Annotated in this window: 19 protein-coding genes; 8 read left to right on the top strand and 11 right to left on the bottom strand. The window is 61.6% G+C overall.

Features of this window, described 5'->3' with window-relative positions:
- Positions 1-31: 31 nt before the first annotated feature.
- The 4 genes from CXZ05_RS21135 to deoC all read right to left on the bottom strand — a co-directional run bounded on the left by CXZ05_RS21135 (position 32) and on the right by deoC (position 4,319).
- Positions 32-1,111, bottom strand: a complete 1,080-nt coding sequence (locus tag CXZ05_RS21135) for a hypothetical protein (protein WP_102974423.1) — start codon at positions 1,109-1,111, stop codon at positions 32-34.
- Between the two features lie 36 nt (positions 1,112-1,147).
- Positions 1,148-2,710, bottom strand: coding sequence for an FGGY-family carbohydrate kinase (locus CXZ05_RS21130; protein WP_102974422.1), 1,563 nt, complete (start codon positions 2,708-2,710; stop codon positions 1,148-1,150).
- A gap of 63 nt (positions 2,711-2,773) precedes the next feature.
- Complete coding sequence (locus CXZ05_RS21125; RefSeq protein WP_102974421.1) at positions 2,774-3,538, bottom strand: SDR family NAD(P)-dependent oxidoreductase; 765 nt, start codon at positions 3,536-3,538, stop codon at positions 2,774-2,776.
- Between the two features lie 55 nt (positions 3,539-3,593).
- Positions 3,594-4,319 (bottom strand): deoxyribose-phosphate aldolase, encoded by a 726-nt coding sequence (gene deoC, locus CXZ05_RS21120; RefSeq protein WP_102974420.1) that lies wholly within the window; start codon positions 4,317-4,319, stop codon positions 3,594-3,596.
- Between the two features lie 409 nt (positions 4,320-4,728).
- On the opposite strand from deoC, the gene CXZ05_RS21115 reads away from it, so the two are divergent.
- From CXZ05_RS21115 to CXZ05_RS23220, 6 genes are all read left to right on the top strand, one after another.
- Complete coding sequence (locus CXZ05_RS21115; protein ID WP_219726578.1) at positions 4,729-5,826, top strand: NADH:flavin oxidoreductase/NADH oxidase; 1,098 nt, start codon at positions 4,729-4,731, stop codon at positions 5,824-5,826.
- Between the two features lie 235 nt (positions 5,827-6,061).
- The gene (locus CXZ05_RS21110) at positions 6,062-6,802 is read left to right on the top strand and encodes a GntR family transcriptional regulator (protein WP_180987484.1); all 741 of its coding nucleotides are present in this window, start codon (positions 6,062-6,064) and stop codon (positions 6,800-6,802) included.
- Between the two features lie 181 nt (positions 6,803-6,983).
- Positions 6,984-8,864, top strand: coding sequence for a propionyl-CoA synthetase (locus CXZ05_RS21105; RefSeq protein WP_102974418.1), 1,881 nt, complete (start codon positions 6,984-6,986; stop codon positions 8,862-8,864).
- A 236-nt stretch (positions 8,865-9,100) separates the two neighbouring features.
- On the top strand, positions 9,101-9,895 hold the full coding sequence (gene tpiA / locus CXZ05_RS21100; RefSeq protein WP_102974417.1) for a triose-phosphate isomerase: 795 nt from the start codon (positions 9,101-9,103) through the stop codon (positions 9,893-9,895).
- A gap of 266 nt (positions 9,896-10,161) precedes the next feature.
- Positions 10,162-11,193 carry a zinc-binding alcohol dehydrogenase family protein gene (locus CXZ05_RS21095; protein WP_219726577.1) on the top strand — a complete coding sequence of 344 codons (1,032 nt, stop codon included), beginning with the start codon at positions 10,162-10,164 and terminating at the stop codon, positions 11,191-11,193.
- 185 nt (positions 11,194-11,378) lie between these two features.
- Positions 11,379-11,522: a hypothetical protein gene (locus tag CXZ05_RS23220; RefSeq protein ID WP_180987483.1), complete on the top strand. Its 144-nt coding sequence runs from the start codon at positions 11,379-11,381 to the stop codon at positions 11,520-11,522.
- A 345-nt stretch (positions 11,523-11,867) separates the two neighbouring features.
- Here the strand turns inward: CXZ05_RS23220 and CXZ05_RS21090 are convergent, their stop codons facing one another.
- From CXZ05_RS21090 to CXZ05_RS21075, 4 genes are all read right to left on the bottom strand, one after another.
- Positions 11,868-13,112 (bottom strand): MFS transporter, encoded by a 1,245-nt coding sequence (locus tag CXZ05_RS21090; RefSeq protein WP_374754683.1) that lies wholly within the window; start codon positions 13,110-13,112, stop codon positions 11,868-11,870.
- Positions 13,090-13,668 (bottom strand): adenylate kinase, encoded by a 579-nt coding sequence (locus tag CXZ05_RS21085; protein ID WP_180987488.1) that lies wholly within the window; start codon positions 13,666-13,668, stop codon positions 13,090-13,092. Before CXZ05_RS21085 ends, CXZ05_RS21090 begins: the two co-directional genes overlap by 23 nt.
- A 632-nt stretch (positions 13,669-14,300) precedes the next feature.
- Complete coding sequence (locus tag CXZ05_RS21080; protein WP_102974414.1) at positions 14,301-15,080, bottom strand: enoyl-CoA hydratase/isomerase family protein; 780 nt, start codon at positions 15,078-15,080, stop codon at positions 14,301-14,303.
- A 72-nt stretch (positions 15,081-15,152) separates the two neighbouring features.
- Positions 15,153-16,505 carry an MFS transporter gene (locus tag CXZ05_RS21075; RefSeq protein ID WP_102974413.1) on the bottom strand — a complete coding sequence of 451 codons (1,353 nt, stop codon included), beginning with the start codon at positions 16,503-16,505 and terminating at the stop codon, positions 15,153-15,155.
- 299 nt (positions 16,506-16,804) lie between these two features.
- Here CXZ05_RS21075 and CXZ05_RS21070 point away from each other — a divergent pair, with 299 nt between their 5' ends.
- Together CXZ05_RS21070 and CXZ05_RS21065 are read left to right on the top strand one after the other, a co-directional pair.
- Positions 16,805-17,686 (top strand): hypothetical protein, encoded by an 882-nt coding sequence (locus CXZ05_RS21070; RefSeq protein WP_102974412.1) that lies wholly within the window; start codon positions 16,805-16,807, stop codon positions 17,684-17,686.
- Entirely contained in the window at positions 17,683-19,257 is a 1,575-nt protein-coding gene (locus CXZ05_RS21065; RefSeq protein ID WP_180987482.1) for an AMP-binding protein, read from the top strand. Before CXZ05_RS21070 ends, CXZ05_RS21065 begins: the two co-directional genes overlap by 4 nt.
- Positions 19,258-20,712: 1,455 nt before the next feature.
- Here CXZ05_RS21065 and CXZ05_RS21060 read toward each other — a convergent pair.
- From CXZ05_RS21060 to CXZ05_RS21050, 3 genes are all read right to left on the bottom strand, one after another.
- Positions 20,713-21,954 carry an acetyl-CoA hydrolase/transferase family protein gene (locus CXZ05_RS21060; protein WP_258006677.1) on the bottom strand — a complete coding sequence of 414 codons (1,242 nt, stop codon included), beginning with the start codon at positions 21,952-21,954 and terminating at the stop codon, positions 20,713-20,715.
- A 63-nt stretch (positions 21,955-22,017) separates the two neighbouring features.
- Positions 22,018-23,442: an aldehyde dehydrogenase family protein gene (locus CXZ05_RS21055; protein WP_258006676.1), complete on the bottom strand. Its 1,425-nt coding sequence runs from the start codon at positions 23,440-23,442 to the stop codon at positions 22,018-22,020.
- A gap of 617 nt (positions 23,443-24,059) precedes the next feature.
- Positions 24,060-25,061, bottom strand: a 1,002-nt coding sequence (locus CXZ05_RS21050) for an aldehyde dehydrogenase family protein (RefSeq protein WP_102974409.1), incomplete at its 5' end; no start/stop codon positions are given.

The following is a 25,061-nucleotide window of genomic DNA, read 5'->3' as shown; positions in this document are numbered from 1 at the left end:
GGCCTTTCAAGGCGAGGCAGGAGGGAAATGGTTACTCGATATTGGCAACTGGCGCCGGCGCAACTGGTTCAACGCCGAATCGGTCGGTGAACGCCTTGTGTTTAATGTGCGTATAAATCGAGTAAGCAATGGCAGCGAGGACAATGAGCACGGGAAGGACAAACAGGTCCCGGAAAATAGACGTACTGGCCATTGCGACGCTGATAAGTACGGAACCGACGAGAATTATCATGGCGGGAGGGTCGACAAAACCGTGGCCAAAAGTGTTGAAGGCACGTGAGAGGAACTCAGCACCAAAGGCTGCCACGACTCCAAAAGCGACGCCCCACAAAATGCTCACGCTGCTCTGAGTTACCGCATAGCTCTGTACGGTAGCCAGGCCGGCGACCATACCGACGTGGTGAGTGACGGGAATCTTCAACCCGGAGATGAAGAAAAAGAAGGAAACCACACCGATCGCCCACGCAGGGAGGATGGCAAGTCCAGCGGTGGCCGGGTCCTTCAGGAGAACCCATGCTATCCAGCCGCCGAGGCCTCCGACGATGATGCCAACCAGTGTCAGCATCGGCGGGGTGCACTGCCAGGGCAGCCAGACAATCGGGCTGCGCCAGCTGTACCTACCTCCAAAGGCTTTAACCTCTGACGGTGTTTTGGCATAGATTTCGCGCAGACCGCGCCGGCCGAAGACCTTGCCCAGCAGGCAAATCAGGACAACGGCCAAGGCAATGGTGTCAACCTTGGGGCCGAAAACCTGGGCCAACCCGGACTGCAGGAAATAGCCGAAGGTGCCAAGCAAACCACCAACAACAATCGGTGAGATGTGATGGACACTGATCAGAGGGGTAAGGATATCCTTGCCGTCCGGGGAAAGATATCCACGCCGCCCCGCATATGCGGCTGCTGCGACAGCCGGCCCGAATGACACGTGCGGGCCGAGATAAAGACCGAAAGCGTAAATCCCGAGGAAGTCGACGTGGCCCTGGCCCGGGGCAACGAGGAGGGCAATGAGCGCAAAAAGTCCAGTGAGGGCGATTGCGCCCACAGCGCCGATCGCCGCGGCGAAAGCGCCTGCGCAAAAGGCTACTCCGGCACCAATAATAATGAGTTCCATAGCTGATGTGCCTTTTCTCAGATGCGGTTCCCCGCGTCAGAAGCCCTGGGCCTTGGCGAGGGCAGGGTAGACGTTTTGGGCCAAACACCGGTAGGTTTCGTCGAAGATGGCGTACATCTCGTTATAGATCCGTACGTTCTCTTCGATCGGTTCCCAGCGCTCCGTGACGTGCACCATTTCGCCGACGGCTTCTTCAACATTCTGGAAAAGGCCGACACCGACCGCGCCAATCATCGCGGCGCCCAGCGCGGTCGCTTCGGGGGCACGGACAATCTCTACCGGCTTGCCGTAGATATCTGCGGACATTTGGTTCCACAACGGGGAGCGGGCCGCACCACCGGAAACCCTGAAGACCTCAAAGGGCGGGAGTCCTACTTTGCCGAGTGCCTCGATCATGGCCCGCATCTCGTAGCAGACGCCCTCCATCGCGGCTCGGACGATATCGCACTTGCTGTGACCGAAGGTCATGCCGACAAACGCGCCGCGGGCGTCGGAATCGTAGTGGGGGCACGCAGCCCCGGCCAGCCAAGGGACGAAGATCAGACCTTTCGAGCCGGCAGGAGACTTTGCAGCCTGCCGGGTCAGCAGGTCATAACCGTCGATGCCTGTCAGTTCCTGAGCCGACATCTCCATCTGGCCGAAAGTCTGGCGGATCCACTTGAAGCTGCTAGCGGCGGCACTGGCGTGGCCTTCAATCTCCCATTTGTGCAGGGCCGAACCGATGACATGGGCCTTGCGGTTGGGATCGCGCACGGGCTTGGATGACTGTGCGACGATGACCCCGGCGGTGCCCAGCACGATAGAGGCCATTCCCTCACTGATGTTGCCCAGACCTATGGCGGCGCATTGCTGGTCTCCGCTGCCAACCACGAGCGGTGTGCCCTCAGCCAGGCCGGTTTTCTCCGCGACCTCTTTGCTGACCTTGCCGACGTGCGAACCGGAGGGCACGCTGGTTGAATACTTCTCGACATCGACCCCGAAGATTTTTGCGAGTTTGGCGTCGTACTCGAAGGTGTCAGCGTTGACGATCTGCCACCAGCCGGCGTCGTCGGTGTTATCGATGTAGCCTTCGGCGCCGTAAGCGTTCATCACCAGGGCGTGAATGCTGTGGATGACTGCCGTGCGCTCGTACTGTTCGGGATAGTGCTTTTTGACCCAGTAGATTTTCGACGAGGGCCACACTTGGCCGAGCGGGAACCCGGTGATGTCGTACAGATCGTCCGGCGTCATATCGTGTTCTGCGAGCTGCTCCTCCATCCACGGGAGCATTTCGGCGTTGCGCAGGTCCTGCCACATGATGATGTCGCGTACGAAGCCGCCCTCGGCGTCGCGCATGACGAAGCTGGAGCGCATCATCGTAAAGCTCACCGAGGCGATTTCACGGGCGTCGATGCCGCTCTTGTGGATTGCTTCTTGGGTTGATTCCAGGCAGTTGTCGATGAGCGCCTGTGGGCTGCACTCAACCCATCCAGGCTGCGGGTACCGGAGGGGGTTCTCCCGGTAGCCGGTGCCGATTTCGTTGCCTTTCAGATCGAAGATCACCGTACGGCACCCCGTAGTGCCCACGTCGATCCCGATGACATACTTTTGTGCTTCCACCTAGAATTCCTCCTTGAATTCGGCGACGCTGCTGAGTGGTGCTAGTGCTCGTTGTTGCTCGTGCTAGTTGTTGTACATGTAGCGGCCGCCGGCTACGTCCACGGTGATGCCTGTGACGTAGGAGCTTTCCTCCGAGACGAGGTACATGACGGCGCCGGCAACGTCTTCGGGCTGGGCGATGCGGCCCAGGGGCACGTTGCTGACCATTGCAGCGATGGTGGCTTCTGTAGATTCACCCTGGTCGGTGAGCGGGGTTTCGGTGGCGCCGGGGCAGATGGCGTTAACCCGGATGCCGTCCTTGGCGAAGTAGCCGGCCGCGTACTTGGTCAGACCGATCAGGCCGGCCTTGGAAGCGACGTAGTGTGCCCCGGCCCAGCTGCCGCCGCTTTTGCCGGACGTGGATGAAATCTGTACCACACGCCCCCCCGATTCCTTCATGTAGGGGTACGCCTCGCGCAGGCAACGAAAGGCGCCGGTGAGGTTAATGTTCATAACCAGGTCCCACTCCTCGTCCGTGCATTCCGGGAGCTGGGTAAAACGCGCGATGGCGGCGCCGTTGATCAGAATGCTGATTTTGCCGGTCTTTTCGTAGACGTCGGCGAAAGCCTGTTTGACGGACGCCGAGTCACTGATGTCGATGTGTACGGGAAAGGCTTCGCCGCCGGCTTCCACGATCTCTTTGACCGTAAGCGCGTTTCCTTCTGCGTTCAGGTCGGCGCAGGCAACCACCGCGCCGTGCCTGGCCAATTCCAAGGCTACGGCCCGGTCAATTCCGGATGCGGCGCCGGTAACTACGGCGACGTCGCCCTTCAAGCGTTCACTCTTCATTTTGTGCGGTCCTCTCGTCAAGCCTTGCTGGTGTCTTTGCGTGTTCGGATGAACGTCACTTGGTGATTTCGACTTGTGAGAATACTTCTTCAAACAGCGGGAGCTCGCGGATGATCTGGTCTCCTGCGCGGGTACCGATGATGTCCGCACCAGCGGCAATGGCGCCCAACGCAACACCCGTTGTCCAGAAGCGTCCCGTGCCGGCAAGTTTGATCTTGACACCAGTCCCCTCAAGGGTGTCCTTCATCAGCTTCATGGTTGACATGTCCGGTCCGCCTTCCCGACCGGTCGAGGTCTTGACATAGTTTCCGCCGCCCTCGACCACCGCGTTACAAGCCGCGACGATCTCATCCGGAGTCAGGTAGGAAACCTCAACAATGAACCGCGTTTCCAGGCCCTCGGCTGCCTTGACGAGCTCGGTGACCTCTTTGGTGACCTTGGCGTATTCGCCGTTCTTGAGGGCCCCGAATTCAACTACCGGGTCAATGAGCTGGGCGCCCCGGCGCACGGCGTCCTGCACAGCGGCCACCTTCACCGGCAGGGTGCTCGTGCCAAAGGGGTAGTCGGTGACGACGTTGGCTTTCGTGTTCGTGCCCTTGAGCTCGGAGACGATGTAGTCAAGGTAGTTCGGGTTCACGCAGCAGGCGTTCACGTTGTACTCGAGGCACAACGAGACGAGGTCCTTTATGGAAGCGAGGGTGGTGTCGGGGTGCACGAGCGAGATGTCGAGCATGCGTGCGAAAGACTGTGCGGTGATTTCCTTGCCACGGATCTTTATCATGGTGGTTTCGCTCCTTGAGAATTTAGGGGCAGTCTGCGCCAAAGGCGCTTGAGACTGAGTAAGTCGTCGGCCCGGCCAGGTTAGCCTGTATATACCGGGACTTACGAGCTGATACGAGACGATACTAGTGACTCAGGCCACGGTCAAGGACTGATTCCAAGTTGCCTCGCTTCAGCGGGCTGATCCGCCTTGGAGAAACCTTCGAGCCCCCCGTTTAAGGCTACTGCTGGCAGCAGGGCAGAGCGCCACGCGTGCAAGCTGCCGGCCAAACCTTCCCCTGCGTGTTTACGGGTAGGGGGTTGACATGCCTATGGCTGCGCCCTTAGATTCAACCGGTATATACAGGATTATTCCCCGCCATGCGGGTGTAGCGCATCAGCCGCTGTATCTGAAAACAAGGAGACTGACAGTGCCACTGCTTTTCGAGCCCATCGCCATTCGCGAGCTAACTATCCGAAACAGGGCTTGGCTTTCCCCCATGTGCATGTACTCGTGCAACGCGGAGGATGGAATGCCGAACGATTGGCATCTGACCCACCTGGGTGCCCGGGCTCAGGGTGGGTTCGGGTTGATCATGTCCGAGGCGGTTGCCGTCACCAAAGACGGGCGGATTACCCCGCAGGACGCCGGGCTGTGGAACGACGAACAGGCCGAGGCCTGGGCGCACATCGTGAAGTTCGTTCATGATCAGGGTGCCGCTTTCGGCTTCCAATTGGGGCACGCCGGCCGCAAGGCATCAACCTACCGTGGCTTTCCCGGAGAGCCCAAGGGGTGTATCGCGATCGAGGATGGAGGGTGGCAGACCCTCGGCCCCTCCACTATCGCGCATGAGGGATACCGTGCCCCTCGCGCCATGACCCGCGGGGATATGGACGATGTCATTGACGCGTTCACCGCAGCGGCCGGACGCGCTGACCGCGTCGGAGCCGATGTGGTCGAGGTCCATGCTGCCCATGGTTACTTGCTCCACGAGTTCCTTTCACCGCTGGCCAACGACCGCGCCGACGAGTATGGCGGTTCGTTCGAGAATCGCGTGCGCTTCCCATTGGAGGTGATCAAGGCTGTGCGGGCCGTCTGGCCGCAGGACAAACCTCTTTTCGTGCGGGTTTCAGCAACGGACTGGATCGAAGGCGGCTGGGATGTCGAACAGACCAGCCGCTTCGCCGGGTTGCTCCAGCGCATCGGGGTGGATCTGATCGACGTCTCCAGCGGCAGCATCGCGCCGGCCAAGATTCCTGCCACCCGCAATTATCAAGTGCCCCTGGCGGCGAAGATCCGCAGCGACAACACGATCCTCACCGCGGCAGTCGGGTTGATTCTCGAACCCAAGGAAGCCGAAAAGATTCTGATCAGCGGTGAATCCGATGTTGTCTTCCTTGCCCGCGTGGCACTACGCGAAGCGGCGTGGCCGCTGCGCGCAGCCTTCGAACTGGGGTTGGATGCGACCGAAATCCCCTACCCGCCCCAGTACACCCGTGCCCGGTTCGACCTCATCCCGGCCGAATAAGTCCCTGCCTCGATAACGCCCCTCCGGCCTAGTGCCCTCACACCGGGAGTGACCCCTTGTTCATTACACCTGATATCGAGACAGAACTCTCGGGATCGCCCCCCGGCGGAGGCGGCCGCCCAGGTCTCGCTCAGCATGGGTCCCCGCTATGCTGAGCGAGGCTGACCGCTCCCTGACCGGGGTTTCGCTAGGCTATCCTGTACATACAGGTTGGCATCTTGGGTTAGGAGATCAAGTGTTGTTGGACCGATTGAGCCCCACCCCGCTGCACGTCCAGTTGGAGGAGGCGATCAAGGACCAGATCGCTAACGAGGAGTGCAAACCCAACACCAAGATCCCTTCCGAGAATGAGTTCAGCGTCAAATACGGCCTGAGCAGGATGACAGTCCGGGCCGTCATCACGCGGCTGATGCAGCAAGGCCTGGTGTACCGCGTCCCAGGGAAGGGCACCTTCGTCGCGGAGCCGAAGATCGCCAACCGGCCGCACCTCATGGTGGGAATCCAGCAGCAGCTCGATGAGATGGGCGTCCCCAGCAAGGTCCAGGTGCTGAGCGTGTCGAGGCTCGAAGCGCCCGGGCGCATCCGGAAGGAACTCAATCTTGGCCCGGGTGAAGTGGTGTTCCGTGTTGAACGGCTCCGCACAGTTAACGGCGAGCCTTTGAGCATCCACCTTTCGTACATCCCCGCGAGTCTCTGCCCCGACTTGGATAGGAAGAATCTCGAGGCCGTCCAATTACGAGACGTTCTCAAGGCGGAGTACGGGCTGCGGAGCGACCGTATTGTCACGGGCGTCGAAACGGCATTGGCCAGCGAGGGCGATGCGCATTTGCTCCAGGTCAAGCCGGGATTCACGCTGCTGCAGATGGAAGAGACGAATTACGACGAGTCCGGTGCCCCCTTCGAGTACTGCCACAACCTATATCGGGGCGACAAGATGAAAGTCAGTTACGAATTCCAGCGCCCACCGGCGGATTAGACACATCATCTGAAAGTCCATTCGACGAGCCGGTTGCCGGGCGTTCGATGCGCTGTGGCGCGCCCTGAAGCGTCTGCCTCATGCCGCCGTGCCCTCAGACGGACCGGCAAGGACCGGCAATAACCGGCCTCATCACAAAGCATGCCCGGCAGCCGGGCGCAAGCCTCAAAGGAGAGACGAAATGGTAGCGTACCCGAAAGTCTACGCCGAGAGCCTGAATGACCCTGACCGGTTTTGGCTTGCCGCCGCCGGCGCTGTCTCCTGGTCCCGGCCGCCGCAGCACGCTCTGGACGACAGCCGCCCCCCTTTCTACCGGTGGTTCCCTGATGGCCGGCTCAACACCTGTTACAACGCCCTTGACCGCCATATTGAGGCGGGCCACGGAGACCGGCAAGCGCTGATCTACGAGTCACCCGTAACGGGCTCGTCCTCCCAGTTCACCTACAGCCAACTCCGCGACGAGGTGGCGCGCTTCGCCGGGGTGCTAAGGGGTTTAGGTGTCGAAGCAGGCGACCGGGTGGTCATTTACATGCCCATGGTGCCCGAGGCTGTAGTCGCGATGCTCGCCTGCGCGCGACTCGGGGCGGTGCACTCAGTAGTCTTCGGAGGTTTCGCCCCGAAGGAGTTGGCCGCCCGAATTGCCGACGCCGAACCGAAAGTGCTGGTCTGCGCTTCATGCGGCATCGAGCCCAGCCGGGTAGTCGAATACAAGCCCATGGTGGACGCTGCCATTAAGTTGGCTCCTGCGCCGCCAAGTGCCGTTGTTGTGCTGCAGCGCGACCAGGCGCGCGCCCAGCTTGGCCCCCGTGACCACGACTGGGATGAACTCATGCAGAAGGCCGAACCCGCAGACTGCGTGGATGTGGCAGCCGCTGACCCTCTGTACCTGCTCTACACCTCCGGTACCACCGGCAAGCCCAAAGGCGTCGTCCGTGATAATGGTGGTCACGCCGTCGCCCTTGCCTGGAGCATGACCAACATCTACGGCTTCGGCCCAGGGGACGTGTGGTGGGCGGCCTCGGACGTCGGCTGGGTTGTGGGCCACTCCTACATTACCTATGCGCCACTGCTGGTTGGTGCCACCACCGTGGTTTACGAGGGCAAACCTGTGGGGACGCCCGATGCGGGAGCGTTCTGGCGGGTGATTTCCCGGCACCGTGTCAATGCACTGTTTACCGCTCCAACCGCTATCCGGGCTATCAAGCGCGTGGATCCCCAAGCGACGGAGCTGGCCAAGTACGACCTGTCATCACTGCGAACCCTGTTCCTCGCCGGGGAGAGGCTCGACCCCGAAACCTACCACTGGGCTGTCGAAAGGCTTGGGGTCCCGGTCGTGGACCACTGGTGGCAAACCGAGACCGGATGGGCGATAGCTGCCAACCCCCGGGGCCTTCAGCCGATGCCGATTAAGCCCGGTTCCCCTACGGTGCCCATGCCCGGATTCGACGTCGCCGTTCTGGGGCCGGACGGCGAGCCTGTCCCCCAGGGATCTGAGGCCAACATTTGCATCAAGCTTCCTCTCCCCCCGGGCACCCTCACGACCCTCTGGCGCGACGACGAGCGCTACGTGCAGTCCTATCTCTCGCAGTTCCCGGGCTACTACGCCACTGGTGACGGCGGCTTTTTCGACGAAGACGGCTACCTGTTCGTGATGGGCCGCAGCGATGACGTGATCAATGTGGCTGGGCACCGCCTTTCCACCGGTTCGATGGAAGCGGTGCTCGCCGCGCACCCTGCGGTTGCCGAGTGCGCTGTCATTGGGGTGCGGGACTCGCTCAAAGGTCAGGTACCAAAGGGCTTCGTGGTCCTCAAAGCCGGCGTGAACGTTGTCCCCGGCGTGCTGGAAGAGGAACTGGTAAAGGCTGTGCGGCGCGACATCGGGCCAGTCGCCGCGCTCAAGGAGGTCACCATCGTCGACGGCCTACCCAAGACCCGCTCCGGGAAGATTCTGCGCAAGTCCATGCGCGCTATAGCGGACGGGAACAGCGAGCCCGTGCCATCCACGATCGAAGACCCGGCCGTACTCGACGCCCTCCGCACTGTGCTGGCACCGAGAGAGTGATCTCCAAGGCAGGCAGGCTCACTGCATTCGGTATAGCGGGATGGACGGACATGGCGGCCCTCCCCCACTGAGCCATCCTGGCTTAACTGAGCACCGTTTGAGACACGCTAAACAGAGGCAGGCCCCGGCCAAAAGCCCTTCAACCGGGTTCTGATGGCTCCGACCAAGAGTAATCCCGTATGTCACGTTAGATGGCTCCGGTACCTGCCGTTCGTGTAAAAAATTCAGGAGGAAGTATGACCGCATTCACCGATGTCACGTCTGACCGCATGCAGCTTATCGCCGGCAACTGGAAGATGAACATGGATCACTCCCAAGGCAGGACCCTGCTGTCGGAACTGGCGCGCACGTTGACCGACATGGGGCATAACTACAGCCGCGCGGAGGTTGCGGTCTTTCCACCGTTTACGTCTATAGGTGCAGTCCAGGCCGCAGTCCAGGATGCGGACCTTCAGGTGGCCTACGGCGGCCAAGACCTGTCCCCGTTTGATTCGGGCGCCCACACCGGGGACATCAGCGGCCAGTTCCTGGCCAAACTCGGGTGCGCGTATGTTCTTGTGGGTCACAGCGAACGAAGGACGATGCACCACGAATCCGGCGAAACCCTCAAATCCAAAGTCGCGGCCGCCTTCCGTAACCGGCTCACCCCCATACTCTGCGTGGGAGAAGGCTTAGAAATCCGGCGGGCAGGGAACCATGTGAAGCACACCCTGGCTCAGTTGCGTGCAGCCGTTGAGGACCTTACAGCAGATCAGGCATCCGAGCTGGTGGTGGCGTACGAGCCCGTCTGGGCGATCGGGACCGGAGAAGTCGCCGGTCCGGAAGATGCTCAGGAGATGTGTGCGGCAATCCGCACGGAATTGTCCAGGCTCTTTGACGGCGAATCAGCGGCTAAAACGCGTCTCCTGTACGGCGGCTCCGTCAAAGCCAGCAATGCGGCCGCCATCCTGAACGGGGCCGATGTCGACGGTGCGCTGGTGGGCGGTGCGAGCCTTGATGCGACGGAATTTGCCAAAATTGCCGCAAGCTGACATCACGCTTCAGGCCGTCTCCCCGCGGAGCCGAAGACCGGCTCCGACATCATGAACGTCGCTACCTTCGCGAGTGTTGTTCAAACACGTCTCATGTGGCATACGCCGTCACGTTCGGCCCAGTTAGCGCCACGGCCGAATCAGCCAATAGGTCAAACAGCATCAAAGGTAGCTCCAATAAGAGGAGGAAAGCCAAGCATGCAACGTTAGGTCATCAATTCGCTGGCACACCATCAGCTCCGCGCAGCGCTAGAGAAGAGATTCCGATGAACATCCCCAAGACAATGAAGGCAGTCGCTGTAACACCAGGGCTTCAGGTCGAGGACCCCCGCAGCTTTCAGGACACTGAACGTACGGTCCCGATTCCTGGCGACAGGGACCTGCTGGTCAAAATCGAAGCAATTTCAGTCAACCCGATCGACACCAAGGTTCGCCGTCGCTCGCCGAAGACCCCGAGCGGTTCCGATGTAATTGGGTGGGATGCAGCCGGCACTGTTGTTGCCATCGGCAAAGGAGTTTCACATTTCACCCTTGGGGACCACGTCTATTACGCAGGATCAATTCAGCGCCCAGGGGCCAACGCGGAATACCATCTGGTGGACGAACGCATCGCGGCGCGTATGCCGCAGAGCCTGTCGTTCGCAGAGGCTGCCGCCCTGCCTCTGACAGCCTTAACTGCATGGGAAACCCTCTTCCATAACTTCCAGCTGCCCCTTGGACTCGATTCCTTGGACCGCACGGTTCTGGTTGGTGCATCGGCAGGCGGAGTCGGATCGATGGCCCTGCAGCTGGCCCGGGTCCTGACGAATGCGCAACTCATCGGCACTGCGTCACGTCAGGAATCCAGTGCCTGGGCCAAATCGATGGGGGCCCACCATGTCGTCGATCATCGCTCCTCCCTAATCGATCAGGTCCATGAGGTGGCGCCCGACGGCGTCACGGACATTATCAGTTCACAGGCAACCGATCTACATTTCAGCGAATATGCGGAATTGCTCGCGCCGCGGGGAAAAATCACAATCCTCGACTCTCCCACATCGGTGAACATCTTGGAGTTGAAGGGTAAATCCGTTTCGCTGCACTGGGAAAACGTCTTCACCCGTCCGGTTCACCAAACCAGTGACATGAAGGTTCAGGGCCGCATACTCGAAGATGTCGCCCGTCTCGTGGACTCCGGCCTGGTGCGCACCACCCTTCGTCAAGAAATTGCAGGTATCAACGCGGCAAACCTTCGAACGGCTCACGAAGTGCTTGAGTCAGGTACGCAGATCGGAAAGTTGGTGCTCACAGGTTTTTGAGTTTGAATGCGGACGCCAGGGACCGGCGCGAAGTGCCGCAGCGTGAAGGGACTCCTACAGCGTTCAACAACAACTGCTGAGCGGGCTCAATTCAACGGCCAGGCTCAAACGCCCGGGTACCTCCTTGTGGACGAGCGAATTACGGCGCGCAAACCGGAGGGCGTACCTTTGCAGAGGCGGCTGCCTTGCCACTGACCACGTTGCCGGCCTGGGAGATCCCCTTCCATAACTTCCGGTTGCCCCTCGGCCTGTACTCAGCAGAGCGCACGGTTCTCATTGCTGCCGCGGCGGGCGGCGTCGGGTCCATCGCGCTCCAGCTTGCCCGCTGACTAACCCAGATGGGGTTACAGACGTTCTCAGTTTCCAGGCGACTGACGAGCATTTCAGCCATTACGCCGACCTGCCCGTTCCGAGGGAAGATTACGACCCTGGATTCCCCCCGTCGGTGAACATCCTGGCGTTGAAGGCAAATCCATATCGTTGTACTGGAAAAACGTGTTCACCCAGGCCTAATCCGAACGACTCTTCGTCATGAATATGCGGGCATCAACGCCGCGAATATTCGCAAGGCCCACCGACAGCTTGAATCCGGTGCGCCAATGGAAAGCTGGTCCCGACGGGTTCTTTAAAATGTGGACGTTCATGTCACGCCGTGTGCTGCCGGGGAAGGACTTCTACCCGTGGCTGTCGCGTAACCTGGGGGCCTTCCACGCGAGGCCTGCAGCTGCCGTGCCGAGCACTGCGAAGGTTGTCAGCACGCTTCCCTCCAGCCCCAGAACACTTCCAAGCATGCCGCTTCCCAGCACGCTGAGACCTGCAATGAGGTACGTTGTCGCAGCGTAGAACGACGACAGTGCTCCGTGGTCCGCCGGAGGGGTTCCCTTAGTGAACATAACGAGTCCGAGCCGGTGCGAGGCCCCGAGCCCGGCGCCTGTGAGGGCGGATCCTGCGATGGCCAAAACATCCCAGCCAAGCCGTGCACCAGCGAGTATTCCAGCAATCCCCAGGGCCATGGTGGGGAGACCGGAGGCCCAGGGCAGTCGCCTGGCTGCCCATGGGCTGCCGAGCTGTGCGGCCGCGCTGAGGGTGAGCATGGCGATTGTCCCGAAAGTCTGTGCCTGTGGGAGTCTGGTCTCCGCGAAGTAAGTGGGCAGGTAGACCAATGAGGTGCTGAGCGTACACCAGGCCATGCAGCCTACAGCCAGCGGCATCAAAGTGCTTCTCAATCCTGTGGTTGATCTCGGCAGTGCGGGATTGACGATGGATAGAAGTTCGCGGTTTGCGGTTCGGCAGGCTATCAGCACGATGGTCAGTGCTCCGGCTGCGGCGATACAGGCTATGGCGTGGAGGATGTAGGTCCAGTGCACGGCTTCTTCTGCGTAAATGGCCACGCAGGCTTGAGCAAATACCGTTCCAACAATGGCTCCAACGAGGTTTCCTGTGGCTGAAACGGAGCGCCCCGCGTGCCCCAAGGACGTCACAACCAGCGCCGCGGCGGCTCCTGTCCCGAGTCCGCCGGCCACGCCGGACATCGCCCGGCCGGTCAAGACGAAAGGCTCCGCGGCGACCCCGAGCATGGCATCAGCAGCGGCGGCCAGCAGGAGCGCCCCTAACAGCAAGAAACCTGACCGTTTCATCATCGAGGGCCGCGATAACACGAGGAGTGTCACGGTCATGACTCCTACGTAACTGACAAAAGTCAAGGACATAGAGAGTGGGGTAAAGCCCAGCATTGTGCGGTATATGGGCATCAGGGGCGTGATGGCGTTGCTGCCGGCCAGAAGGAGACTGAACGAGACAGCGCCCACTACACCCTGCGCCACAAGCAACCGGCCGCCGCCGGGTGTCAAACTGCTCGAGGCCGCCGCCAGAGGCAGCCCCTTTGGATGTGGCGAGTTAGGTGCGGATAAGTGCGGCATGTGCATGTAGAGCATGGAGAACGCGGTCGGTAACCTTATCGATCTGGCCGATGCCGTCAACCTGGGTCAGGATGCCGCGTTCGGCATACCTGGCCACGACAGCTTCGGTCTGCTCATGGTAGAGGTCCAGGCGGTGGCGGATGACGGCCTCGTTGTCGTCACTGCGTCCGGTTTCCTTCGCGCGGCCCAGCAGGCGGGAGACGAGTTCGCCGTCATCGGCGGTGAGCTGCAGGACGACGTCCAGCTTCTGGTCGCCGTCGGCCAGGATCTGGTCCAGGTAGTCAACCTGGGCGGTGGTGCGGGGGTAGCCGTCCAGCAGGAAGCCGTCCTCGACGCCGCCTTCGCTAAGACGGTCGCGGACCATCTTGTTGGTCACACTGTCCGGGACGAAGTCCCCGTTGTCCATGTACTTCCTGGCCTCAACGCCGAGCGGAGTCTCGCCCTTCACGTTGGCGCGGAAAATGTCGCCGGTGGAGATCGCGACGACGCCGAGGCGTTCTGAAATGCGTTCGGCCTGGGTGCCCTTGCCCGAACCCGGTGGTCCGATAATCAACATTCTGGTCATGAGGGTCCTGTCTTTTCCTTGATTCGGTCGTGATCCGCCGCGGAGTAATCAAGGGGGGTCCCGTCCGTGACTTCGTCCGGACGGTGGGCGGTGGAGCACTGTTGCGTTGCGATAATTGATGGTCCGGGTGACCGTTCAGCGCCCCACCGCGGTTTGGGATGTCCTGGCTCTGTTTTGACCAAGTGGGGCTACAACCCGTATCAGGCTTTGCAGCGTCAGAGGTAGTGGAGGTTGACCTTGGCACGTGTGACCGTCCCGGTAGCAGGTCTGCTGACCACTCTCCGGATGGCATAGCCATCTGAGCGGTGAATCACGTGCCTCGTCCATGTTTCATCTCTGATCCAAACGGCCGACCCGTCCTCCATTTTGCTGTCGATCCAGGCCGCGATCGGGGGACATTGACGCTTTAACAGCACCACCGGCAACCCAATCGGAGCTTCTGACCAGTCCGTGACAAAGGCCCCCAAACTGCTGGCGGGTGCGCCGCGTTCTGCTGGCCCAGAGCGCCTACTGCCGCGGCCCGCGAGTCCACGATCGTTCATGGAGATCCCCTTACTGCACTGGGTCGATGCCTTTCGCGTCAAACCCTCTGCCCGAGCGGCGTGTGCTCGACACGGTCGCCACTAGTTGTTCATGAATACAGGTGTTCGTTTTTCAATGAATGCTGTGACGCCTTCCGCTGCATCGCGTGTAGCGCATACCTGCCGAAAGAGCTCGTTGGACGACCTTATGGGTTGCTGGCCCGGTTCCTGGTAGGCAAGCGCTATCGATTCTTTGGCCAGGCGCACTGCCTGACTTGGACCCTCCGCTAGTCTCCGAGCCAAGTGTAGGGCGGCGGACAATGACTCTCCCCGCGGCACTACGCGGTTGATCAGGCCCCATTCAACGGCTCGTTCGGTGGGCAGGGGATCGCCCAGTAGAACCAGTTCAGTGGCGCGCGCTTTTCCGATCCGCCGGGCGGCACGAACCGCTCCGCCGGCCCCAGGGAATAGACCGAGCTTAATCTCTGGCATTCCTACCGACAGGCCTTCCTCCCCGACAATGAAGTCGCAACACATAGCCAGCTCCAGGCCACCTCCGTATGCCACGCCGTTCAGCGCAGCAATCGTTGCCTGCGGAAGGTTTTCCAAGAGGTTGAACGTCTGGTTCTCGAAGGCGATCTTTCGCTCCACGACGTCCCCACCGGCTATCAGTGCTGGCATCTCCGTAATGTCTGATCCCGCATTGAAGGCACGCTCCCCGGCGCCCGTGAGGACTACCGCTCTCACACTGGCATCGTCGGCGATGGATCGCAGCGTCTGATGAAGCGATCGGGTGAGTTCCAAAGTTGTCACGTTCAGAGGTGGATTATCCAGGGTAATCCGGGCAATTCCCTCCGAAATCGTGGTGTGGACAGTAGTCATCGCGTGCCTTTCAGATGCGCTGTAAGCTGCCGGAACGCCGCGGCCGGGGCCGCGGCGTCCTACATTCAGTAATCAGTTGCGGTGTGTAGACGAGAGGACAGCTGAGGTCTCCCCCGACGGGCCGGGAGTGCTGCTGAGGTCGTCCTTGTAGCTTTCCCTGGCGAGCGTCAGGCCCAGGATGCTGATGCCCGCACCGATGATCATGTAGAAGCTCAGCGGAAGGCTGCTGCCGGCCCAGGCCACGAGGGCCGTGGCGATGAGAGGGACAGGGCCGCTCGTGATCATCCCGCCGAAATGGTAGGCGACTGAGGTTCCGGTGTAGCGGACCTGGGTCGGGAAGAGCTCGGAGAAGAACGTTGCCTGCGTGCTGTAGGTGGTTGCGTGCCCGACTCCAAGAATCAGGGACAGAGCCAGCACGACCAGGACCGGGTTTCCGGAATCGACGAGCCAGAAGAACGGGAAGGCGAAGGCAGCGACGAAGACAGCCCCGCCGATGAGAACCTTCTTGCGGCCGATCCGGTCGGCCAGGATTGCGGAACCCGGGATGCCGAAGACCTCGACGAGGGACGCGATGCACAGGCCAATCAGCATCAGGTCGCCGCCCATGCCGGTCCGTTTGGCCGCGTAGCTGATGATGAACACCGTGGCGATGTAGTACGGGATGTTGGGCGCCGCAGTCGTGGCCATGCCGATCAGGGCGGGCTTCCAGTGGTGGCGGACGATTTCAAAGATGGGAACCCGGGCCTCTTCGCCCTTTTCCTTCATCTTGGCGAATGCCGGTGACTCCAGAACCCTGAGCCGGATGTACAGGCCGATGATGATCATGACGCTGCTGGCGAGGAACGGGATTCTCCAGCCCCAGGCCAGGAAGTCATCCGCGGGAAGCTGACGGACGGCGAGGAACGTGAGGGTGGCCAGGATCATTGCCATGGGGTTGCCGATCTGGGGCCAGCTCCCGTAGAAGGCTCGTTTGCCCTTGGGTGCATGCTCGACGGCCATCAGGACGGCTCCGCCCCACTCACCCCCAACTGCCAGACCCTGGAGCAGCCGGCAAAGCACCAGCAACGCCGGGGCGAGCAGCCCGACTTGGTCATAGGTGGGAAGGACGCCGACGACGACGGTCCCGCTACCCATCATGAGCAGGGAAAGTACGAGCATCTTCTTGCGTCCCAACCGGTCGCCGAAGTGCCCGAAAACGACCGCCCCGATGGGACGGGCAATGAAGGCCACGCCAAAGGTTGCGAACGAGGCGAGGATTCCGGTCGCCGGATCCAACGAAGTGAAGAAGATCTTGCTGAAGACCAATGCTGAGGCCGTGCCGAAGATGAAGTAGTCGTACCACTCGACCATCGTCCCGATCATGCTTGCGAAGGCTGTCTTTTGGGGCGTTGGCCGGTCGTCCTTGACCGGAGCTGTTGAAGTCATGCTTTTGTCCTTTTCCAGGAAACCCGCTGAATGTTTTGACTTGGATGTGGCGGCATCGGGGCAAATTTTTTCGTGCTCCTGACCGGGGTTCGCCCCTCTGGCCAGTGATGCAGCTAACACCTTCCACTGCCCATTCTGCAATTTCTATAGAATATTATCAAGTCCCTTTTTGGGCCCCTTGCTCTGACGGCCGGGGATTGACTTGCGATTCTATATTGTGCAGAGTTTGTAGTAGATGCGATGCAGCTCACTTTGGGCCGTCCGACGGGCGGCCAGGTTGAGGTACAGGAGGAGGGACGATGCAGTCACTTGAAGATGTGGCCCGGGAGTGGTCACCTGAACCGCAAGTCATGACCAGGAGCATCACAGGACAGCCGGTTGAGGCCTTTGCGGCGCTTCTGGACGAACAACGGCCGGCGCTCTTGTCCGGTCAGGCGATCCCCCCGCTCTGGCACTGGTTTTATTTTGCGGACCTCCGGCGGCAGGATGAGCTCGGCGATGACGGGCATCCGCGGGAGGGGGCCTTCCTGCCGCCGATTCCTGGACGAAAGCGGATGTTCGCGGGAGGCAGGCTCGAACAGTTCAGTCCTTTTTTGGTAGGAGGGGAGTACACGCGGAGATCCCGATTAGCAAAGACGGCATTGAAGCAGGCCAGGTCGGGACAGCTGCTCTTCGCCACCATCCGGCATGAGTATGAAGCCGGCGGTGAGCTTGTAGCCGCCGAGGAAGAAGACATCGTCTACCGCCAGCAACTTGCAGCGCCGAGCCGCAAAGAACCTCAAAGCGAGGAAAAGCGACCGGTTGAACACGCGGATGGCGGCTTTACCAGGACAACCAGAGTTGATGAAACGTTCCTGTTCCGGTTCAGTGCTCTCACCTATAACGCGCACAGAATCCACTATGACCGTACGTACACGACAGAGATCGAAGGCTACCCCGACCTGGTGGTACACGGACCTCTCCTTGCCTTGCTGGCGTTGGAAATTCCCCGCAAGGTGGAGGGCGGGGACAGCCTGCTGCGCAGTATTGACTTCCGGTTAACGAAGCCAGCCTTTCTTGGAGCCAGCGTAGAAGCGCGCGGACAAAGAGACGGCAACGTCTGGAAGGTGGAAGCCGGCAATTCCGGTGAAGCGCCGTCCGTAACGGCAACAGCGACATACACAGAAGGACAGAACCAGTGAACGTTAAAACGGCAGCTACCCCCCGTCACACATACGGGGAGCTCGTCCTGAACTCCCTGCTTAGGGGCAGGGGGACCGCATTCATCAGCGCCGATGATGCGGAGACAACGTACGAAGAGGCAGCCGCCCTCTTTGGACGGCTCCGGGCCGCCCTGCGCAGCGTCGGCGTCACCCATCGCACCGGATTCGGGATGCTCTCGGCAAACCGTCCCGACGCCTGGCTCGCCCAGTGGGCCGGTGTGGCAAACGGGGCCAGATACACTCCACTTCACCCCTTCGGTTCTTTCGATGACCACGTTTTCATCATTGACGACTCGGAAATCAGCGTTCTCATCGTCGACACCGAGGACCACCGGGAACGGGGACAACAGCTGGCCGCGGCAAGGCCGGGGCTGCGGGTCGTGACGCTGGGTGAGGCAGGGTTCGGCGCGAACCTCTTATCCCTTGCTGCAGACGCAGAGCCCGACCTGACGGTTGACCGCGCGGTGTCTGATACGGATACGGCGATGATCATCTACACCGGCGGCACCACGGGGAAACCCAAAGGTGTCGTGTTGCCCCACCGAAGCATTGTCGCCAACCACCTCCTCCAGCAGGCGGACTGGCCGTGGCCCATTGAACCAAGATTCCTGGTCTCTGCCCCGATGAGCCACGCCACGGGTTGGTTTCCGCTCGGCGCGCTCTGGCACGGTGGCACGGTTGTCATGCAACGGCGGTTCGACATCACGTCATTCGTCGAAACGGTGAAAAAGCATCGTGTCAACATGACATTCGCTGTTCCTTCCATGATCTACACCATTCTGGATTCCCCGGCGACGGCGGAAGCGGACCTCTCCTCCCTGGAACTCATCGTCTACGGCGGCGCCCCGATGACGGTTCCCCGGCTCACCCAAGGACTGGCAAGGTTCGGCAAGGTGTTCCTGCAGCTTTACGGCCAGTCAGAGATGCCGAATGTTGTCACCACCCTGCTACCGCGAGAACACGATCCCGCCCGGCCGGACCGTCTCGCTTCGTGCGGTCGGCCTTCAACAGGCATCGAACTTAGGCTGCTCAACGACCAGGACCAGGAAGTAGCGCCAGGTGAAGTGGGCGAAATCTGTGTGCGGGGGCCTCTGGTTATGGACGGGTACTGGAAACGTCCTGAAGAGACCGCTGCAACACTGCGCGGAGGATGGCTACGTTCCGGTGATTTGGGCATGCGCGACCAGGACGGCTTCGTGACCTTGGTATCCCGTTCCAAAGACATGATCATCACAGGTGGGTTCAACGTCTACCCCGCGGAAGTAGAAGCCCCGCTTCTTACCCACCCGGATGTGGTTGCCGCGGCAGTAGTAGGCCTTCCCGATGACCAGTGGGGTGAAGCAGTAACCGCCTTTGTTGTCCTGCGCGAAGGCGCCTCGGCCACCCCGACAGACCTGAAGAACCTGGTCAAGGAACGCAAGGGCGGCATTTACGCACCCAAGGCTGTCCACTTCATCGACGCCGTACCCCTGACCGACCTCGGAAAGCCTGACAAGAAGGCCCTGCGATCGCGATTCGGCGCAGGAGTTCCAGCAGCTTCGGTCCTCTAACGAAAATGAGTGCTGCGGCCCGTGAAGGTTTCGCGGGCCGCAGCCCGGAGCGTCCCCGACCGCCCCTTTCAATGAACCGCTTCCACCGGCGAGGGACGTTGAGCGCTACCAGCCAAGCCCCCACATGCGCGGTGTACTCTGCGAAGGGTCCAGACAGTAGCGATCGCTGCGTGCTGCCGTCTTCTGCTCGCCGCACAAACGCTGTGGCCTCGCTCCTCCCCTCTACCGACGCATCGGTCTGTCTGCAACGGTCGAAATGTGCCGCCGTCACTATGGCTCAGTTTTCGACCGTCACCGACACCGTGTCGGTGCAGCTGGTGCTGTCGCTGACAGGGGACGGCAACCACGGATTCAGGCAACCCTCATTGTGATGTGGCGCGGGCAAGCTCTCACAGCGCCGTCTCCGGACGGCCGCATCATCTGGGTGGCCGTGGGCAGGTCTACAACGTTCGTTCCCATCCATGGCCCAGGTCTGCTCGGAACCTTATCCAGAGAATCGGCGCACTCTAGTGTTTGGCCTGTGGCCATCGGTCCTTTCTGCAGCGGATGAATCGCTCCGCGCCTGCGCCCGATGAATGGCAGTGAGCTACCGCTTGCCGGCCGGGCTCCCAGCCCATGAGAGGACGTTCGCCTTGGCCGGCCTCATCCTTGTCGGGTCAGGCGAAGGTTTGACAGGCCGCGAGCCCTCAGGGCACCTCCGGGCCTCACCCCTAGGGGCCCAGGCGCGTTGTCTTAGCAGTATGCGGCACTCGCTATGTGGTGCAGCTCCTGGCAGTAGGAGGCATTCTCGTCTGCCGCTGTTCTCTCCGATTCAATGACCTTGCCAGGGCATCGCTCTTCCTGCTGAGGTCCCGCATTTCCTTCGTTGGCTCCGACCCTGAGAGCCGGCGGCAGGGCGGGACACCACTCGATGCGTCTCGAGCTGGGTGGCTCCCGTCCGGTCGGATCCGCCGATGGATGCACAGGTCCCTTGTCCGGCCACCCGTCGCAAAGACAGCTGTAGTGGGAATCGGCAAGCCTTGGCGGCGATTAACGGCGCCCTGCAAACGCCAGGCATGGTCCTGGCTCCTGAAAGCCGGTCCCCGCACGCTTCATAACCACAGGGACCTGCCTAGGAGCCAGCTGTACCGATACATGAACGCGCGCATCCCATGATCGGCCTTCGGACCGAACCCTTTAGAGACTCCATGCTCGCTCACGGCGTTCGGAGAACACGTTATGGGCGAAACCGTCCGGTCACATGGCGGGTCAAGACCCGGAAGGCCAGTAAGAAGTACCGCTGCCGGGACGGCTGGGGGAACCGCAGTTCCGGCAACGAGGCCTACCAACGTCCGTGGGAGTCGCGGGTCATTGCCTGCGACCCCCACGGACGTTACCGCAAGGGAGGGGTCAGGATGGTCTCTCGCTTCTGAACAACCGGGTCAGAACCAGACGACCAACCTGCCCGTGGCGGCCTCAGGCCGAGAGTGCCGATACGGCAGGGAGGATTCCTGCCGCGTGCAACAGCTCCGGCCGATGTTCCGGGGCTGCGATGTTGGCCAGAGCCAGTGCCCGTTCCACGGTAGAAAGGCCGGTCAGGGTGGCCACGCCATGTTCGGTGATAACCACATCGACGCTGTGCCGGGGCATAGTGACAGCTGTGCCGGCCCCGAATGATGAGGCGATGCGGCTTATGCCCTTGGCCGTTACAGAGGGCAATGCGACGATTCTCACTCCGCCCGGGGACAGGCCGGCGCCGTCGAAGAAATCAGCGCTTCCGCCGATTCCCGCCAGAACTTTTCCGTCCATGGTCTCAGAGGCAACCTGACCGCTCAGGTCCACGGCCAAGGCCGAGCACACCGAAATCAATCGGGGCAGGGAGGCAAGCCATACCGGGTTGTGGATGGTTTTTGATGATGCCAGCCAAATGCCGGGATGGTCCCCCGCGGCGGAAAAGATCTTCTCGGACCCAAGCAGCTCTGCGGCGATGATTGAAGGACGTCCATCGCTGATCAGCTGGCCCGATGCCATCAGATCTGTCATCTGGTCGCATCCCAGCCCGATCATCCGTAGCCCGCCCGGCCCGCTGCGGGCCAGCTCAGATGCGACGGCCTCGGCGACGGCACCGATGCCCAGCTGAACATGCGCGCCAGCCGGAATGAGGCCAACGACATGCCGCGCGATCTCGCGGACAGCCGACGATGGATCCGACGACGGGTACTCGGCCATTGGGGTATCTGAATCCATGAAGTAGTCAATCTGGTCCGTGCTGACCCAGGTGTCATCCCCCTGGGGTACGGGGAAATCAGGGTCTACTTCGGCGATGACTATACGTGCGCTCTCCACCAGTGTCTTGGTGTAACTGGCGGACGGTCCGAGGCTGCACCGGCCCCTGGAGTCAGGTGGAGACACGCGGATCAGCGCGACATCCGTATCGCGCCCCACCAGCGCGGAGACTGAACTGGCCCGTGCCGGAAGGTAACCGACTTGCCCCGATGTCGCCAAGGCACGCACCGGGCCCGAGGCGTGCCAAGTCCGAAACTGGAGGTCACCACGGCGCACGGCGTCAAGAAATGCCAGGTCGCCTAGGAGCAGTCCGGCCGACAGACTGAGGCCGGCACTTTTGTCGGCGACGGCCCCCAGTCTATTCAGCAGAGTTGTCGGGGTCGAACAATAAGATGATGCCACCAGCGAGGCCCCGCTGGGGATGGCCTGCATCAGGTGTTGGATCCGGTCCATGGGGAAGGTCTCCTAAAGTGGTGTCCCGTCTGAGGGGCGGGGCTACATTTGGATGGATTTCACTTCGAGGAATTCCTCGAGGCCTTCCTTGCCCATTTCCCGGCCGATTCCGGACTGCTTGTATCCGCCGAAGGGTGCCATCGGGTTGTATTTGGCACCGTTGATGTCGACGTTGCCCGTCCGGATGCGGCGGGCGACGGCCAGTGCCCTGTTCTTGTCCGCGGACCATACCCCTCCGGAGAGGCCGAAGCGGGAGTTGTTGGCGATGTCTACGGCGTTGTCCTCGTCGGTGTAGCTGAGGATGGACAGGACGGGGCCGAAGACTTCTTCCTGGGCGATCGTGGAGTCCGGGTCGACGTCGGCGAGGATGGTCGGGGCGACGTAGTAGCCCTTGGTCAGTCCTTGCGGGGTGTCGGTTCCTCCGGCGACCAGGCGTGCGCCCTCGGCGGCCGCGGTCTTGATGAGACCCTGGATTTTGTCGCGCTGGGCGCTGGTTACCACGGGGCCGAGCTTGGTCTCGGGCAGCAGCGGGTCACCGACGGTGTAGCTGTTGGCGAAGCCGGCGGCGAGCTGCACTGCTTCTTCGTACCGGTCCTTGGGCACGAGCATCCTAGTCATGGCCACACAGGTCTGCCCGGAGTTCAGGAAGGCGTTCGCGACTCCGACCTTGACGGCCGTGGCCAGGTCAGCATCATCAAGGATGATGTTCGCGGACTTTCCGCCCAGTTCCAAAGCGACTTTGGTGACGTTGGGCGCAGCAAGCTCAGCGACGCGGGTGCCGGCGCCGTGCGAGCCGGTGAACGAAATAACGTCGATGTCATGATGTCCTGCCAGTGCTTCACCCACGGGCCGGCCATGACCGGGCACCAGGTTCACCACGCCGGCGGGCAGCCCGATTTCGTGCAGGGCATCAAAGAGCAGGTAAGCAACCAGCGGGGAGACCTCGCTGGGCTTGAGGACAAAGGTGCAGCCGGCCGCCAGGGCCGGTGCCAGCTTGTTCGTGATCTGGTGCAGCGGGTAGTTCCAGGGCGTGATCGCACCCACGACGCCGGCCGGCTCGCGCGTCACCAGGGTGTTCGCGACGGTTTCCTCGAATTCATAGTTCTCGATCAGGTCCGCGTAGGCGGTGATCACGGTCTGGGGCAGGGGTGCCTGGATGCGGGTGGAGATCCGCATCGGGCTGCCCATTTCGAGGGTGACCGTCCGGGCGATCTCTTCCTCGCGCCGGGCAAGGGCCTGGGCCAGTTCACGAAGATAGCGGGCCCGCTCCCCCACGCTCGTCCGGGACCAGGACGGGAAAGCCGCCCGGGCCGCCGCCACAGCCCTGTTCACATCATCGGCGGTCCCGGCCGGAACCGTGGCAATAATCTCCTCGGTGGCCGGGTTCTCCACCTGAATGACGTCCGGCCCGGTGGAAGGGACCCATTCCCCGCCGATATAAATGTTTGTTCGATCCTGCATGGTCATCCGCCATTTCCTCGACTGGGGGTACAACGCCGTACCCTCTCTACTTTCTATAGAATATTATGTCAGGGCGGCGGGTGCAATACCTTGTCCTGTTCATTCTGAACTTCACGAGGACCCTGCCCTGAACGCTGAACACCCATCACCTTCGAAGCGCAGGCACCGAGTGAGCGAGGGCTGGTGGCGGGTCAACGACTTTTGGAGCCTGGCTGCCCGGGTCCCGTGCAGGTCTGCGAGTTTCTTAGCGGTGTTTTCATCCGGCGGTTCCAAGGCGCATCGGGGCGGTGCTGCTGCAGCACCTCTTACGCTGCCCTGGTTGTTGGGATCTCGGGCTCTGGCCTGTGACGCGGGAGGACGTTTTCGGTGGAGGTCTTTGGGCATGCCAGATCTTGGAAGGCGGCCCAGCGCGGGGGCAGTGGCGAGGGCTGACGCAATCGAACCGGGAATCCCGGCCCATCAGCAGCATTCCGAGGGAACAGGGGCTGACTTCCGTGCGGGTGACTAGGTGCCCAGTAGTTTCCTGCCGCGAGATCGGGGGAAGGGCCGAGGCCGATCCCTTGAGCTGCTCCCTTTATTCATGCTGGTATCCCGATGCGCTGAATCACAGGCGGGAGGGCGGGCTACATTTGGATGGATTTCACTTCGAGGAATTCCTCGAGGCCTTCCTTGCCCATTTCTCTGCCGATTCCGGACTGCTTGTATCCGCCGAAGGGTGCCATTGGGTTGTATTTGGCACCGTTGATGTCGACGTTGCCCGTCCGGATGCGGCGGGCGACGGCCAGTGCCCTGTTCTTGTCCGCGGACCATACCCCTCCGGAGAGGCCGAAGCGGGAGTTGTTGGCGATGTCTACGGCGTTGTCCTCGTCGGTGTAGCTGAGGATGGACAGGACCGGGCCAAAGACTTCTTCCTGGGCGATCGTGGAATCGGGATCCACGTCGGCGAGGATGGTCGGGGCGACGTAGTAGCCCTTGGTCAGTCCTTGCGGGGTGTCGGTTCCTCCGGCGGCCAGGCGTGCGCCCTCGGCGACCGCGGTCTTGATCAGCGCATGGATATTCTCGCGGGCAGCACCGTCGACCACGGGGCCGAGCTTGGTGTCGGGAAGGAGCGGGTCGCCGACCGTGTAGCCGTTGGCGAAGCCGGCGGCGAGCTGCACCGCTTCTTCGTACCGGTCCTCGGGTACGAGCATCCGGGTCATGGCCACGCAGGTCTGGCCGGAGTTCAGGAAGGCGTTGGCGACGCCGACCTTTACGGCCGTGGCAAGATCGGCGTCGTCGAGGATGATGTTGGCGGACTTTCCGCCCAGTTCCAGGGCGACTTTGGTGACGTTGGGCGCAGCCAGCTCGGCGACGCGGGTTCCGGCGCCGTGCGAGCCGGTGAACGAAATAACGTCGATGTCAGGATGTCCTGCCAGTGCTTCACCCACGGGCCGGCCATGACCGGGCACCAGGTTCACCACGCCGGCGGGCAGTCCGATTTCGTGCAGGGCATCAAAGAGCAGGTAAGCAACCAGCGGGGAGACCTTGCTGGGCTTGAGGACAAAGGTGCAGCCGGCCGCCAGGGCCGGTGCCAGCTTGTTCGTGATCTGGTGCAGCGGGTAGTTCCAGGGCGTGATCGCACCCAC

It is taken from the genome of Arthrobacter sp. AFG20, from assembly GCF_002892795.1.
Classification (GTDB): Bacteria; Actinomycetota; Actinomycetes; order Actinomycetales; family Micrococcaceae; genus Arthrobacter.
This window is presented reverse-complemented; position numbering and strand designations above follow the sequence as displayed.

Bases quoted from the DNA above. Each gene is read 5' to 3' on its own strand.
- CXZ05_RS21135 (WP_102974423.1), bottom strand. From the start codon at position 1,111: ATGGAACTCATTATTATTGGTGCCGGAGTAGCCTTTTGCGCAGGCGCT.
- CXZ05_RS21125 (WP_102974421.1), bottom strand. From the start codon at position 3,538: ATGAAGAGTGAACGCTTGAAGGGCGACGTCGCCGTAGTTACCGGCGCC.
- deoC (WP_102974420.1), bottom strand. From the start codon at position 4,319: ATGATAAAGATCCGTGGCAAGGAAATCACCGCACAGTCTTTCGCACGC.
- CXZ05_RS21105 (WP_102974418.1), top strand. From the start codon at position 6,984: ATGGTAGCGTACCCGAAAGTCTACGCCGAGAGCCTGAATGACCCTGAC.
- tpiA (WP_102974417.1), top strand. From the start codon at position 9,101: ATGACCGCATTCACCGATGTCACGTCTGACCGCATGCAGCTTATCGCC.
- CXZ05_RS21095 (WP_219726577.1), top strand. From the start codon at position 10,162: ATGAACATCCCCAAGACAATGAAGGCAGTCGCTGTAACACCAGGGCTT.
- CXZ05_RS21090 (WP_374754683.1), bottom strand. From the start codon at position 13,112: ATGCCGCACTTATCCGCACCTAACTCGCCACATCCAAAGGGGCTGCCT.
- CXZ05_RS21085 (WP_180987488.1), bottom strand. From the start codon at position 13,668: ATGTTGATTATCGGACCACCGGGTTCGGGCAAGGGCACCCAGGCCGAA.
- CXZ05_RS21080 (WP_102974414.1), bottom strand. From the start codon at position 15,080: ATGACTACTGTCCACACCACGATTTCGGAGGGAATTGCCCGGATTACC.
- CXZ05_RS21075 (WP_102974413.1), bottom strand. From the start codon at position 16,505: ATGACTTCAACAGCTCCGGTCAAGGACGACCGGCCAACGCCCCAAAAG.
- CXZ05_RS21070 (WP_102974412.1), top strand. From the start codon at position 16,805: ATGCAGTCACTTGAAGATGTGGCCCGGGAGTGGTCACCTGAACCGCAA.
- CXZ05_RS21060 (WP_258006677.1), bottom strand. From the start codon at position 21,954: ATGCAGGCCATCCCCAGCGGGGCCTCGCTGGTGGCATCATCTTATTGT.
- CXZ05_RS21055 (WP_258006676.1), bottom strand. From the start codon at position 23,442: ATGACCATGCAGGATCGAACAAACATTTATATCGGCGGGGAATGGGTC.